At 32.7% G+C, this 857-nt stretch carries 1 protein-coding gene; it reads right to left on the bottom strand.

What is annotated here, in order from left to right:
• Positions 1–12: 12 nt before the first annotated feature.
• Positions 13–498, bottom strand: coding sequence for a hypothetical protein (locus tag JI65_RS16965; RefSeq protein ID WP_191018343.1), 486 nt, complete (start codon positions 496–498; stop codon positions 13–15).
• Positions 499–857: the final 359 nt, after the last annotated feature.

Below are 857 nucleotides of genomic sequence, written 5' to 3'. Positions count from 1 at the left end.
GGGGAAGTGCTTTTATTTAGAATCCAGCATCAATTTATAAGCATTTGATTTGCCTAGCGGTCCATAATACTGAATTGTAATCCATTCAGATTTTGGAATAAAATAATTTGTTTCGATATTCCGCAGGCTTATTATGTATTCCTGCTCTCTTCCCAAATAATACTTCTCAAGAGGTTTATCTAATAAAAAAACAGGACTTGCCATAATTCCGAAGTATTGAACTTCATTGTTTTTGTTATCATAAATTCGCAACCAATTGTTTTTCATGGAGGTTCGATTGTTTGATTCCATATAAAATTCAAGAAAATCATGTGGTATATAAGAGATTTCCTGTTCTTTATTTTTGATTTTGATATGGACATTAATCATATGATTTTCCACTTCTGCCGATAGCTGTATATCCAGTCCATAAGGTGAATAAACATCTGGTTCTGACGAATGCACCGTCAACATCATAAAAATACTCAATAAAATAAATATTAATAATTTCTTCTTCATAGTTATTTTCCCGTCACTTTTCGATAAAATCCAGCCCAATTGTCAGCATTGTTTATTTTTTTAATCATTAAGTCGGTAAATGCTGCGCTTTCATTATCATAAATAATAATCTTAACAGTTTTATCCTTACATCTTGGATAATACATTATTTGAACTGAGTCAATTTTGTTTTCCTTACAACTTTCCGGGGAAAGTGGATTTTTTGCGCTTCCTACAAATCGCGATTTTTTGGGGGAGATGGAAACAAAGCTAGTTTGCGCAGAGAAGGTGCACTAGTTTTCACACTGGATGAACTTTCTTCGCAGCACAAAGTCTCAATGCTTTTTAGAGCCATTTTTCAGTTTTCATAAAATGAGACA

The sequence above is a fragment of the Treponema zioleckii genome (genome assembly GCF_014737315.1).
GTDB classification, from domain to species: Bacteria; Spirochaetota; Spirochaetia; order Treponematales; family Treponemataceae; genus Treponema_D; species Treponema_D zioleckii.
Note: the sequence above shows the minus strand (reverse complement) of the source record. Positions and strands in the feature narration are given on the sequence as shown.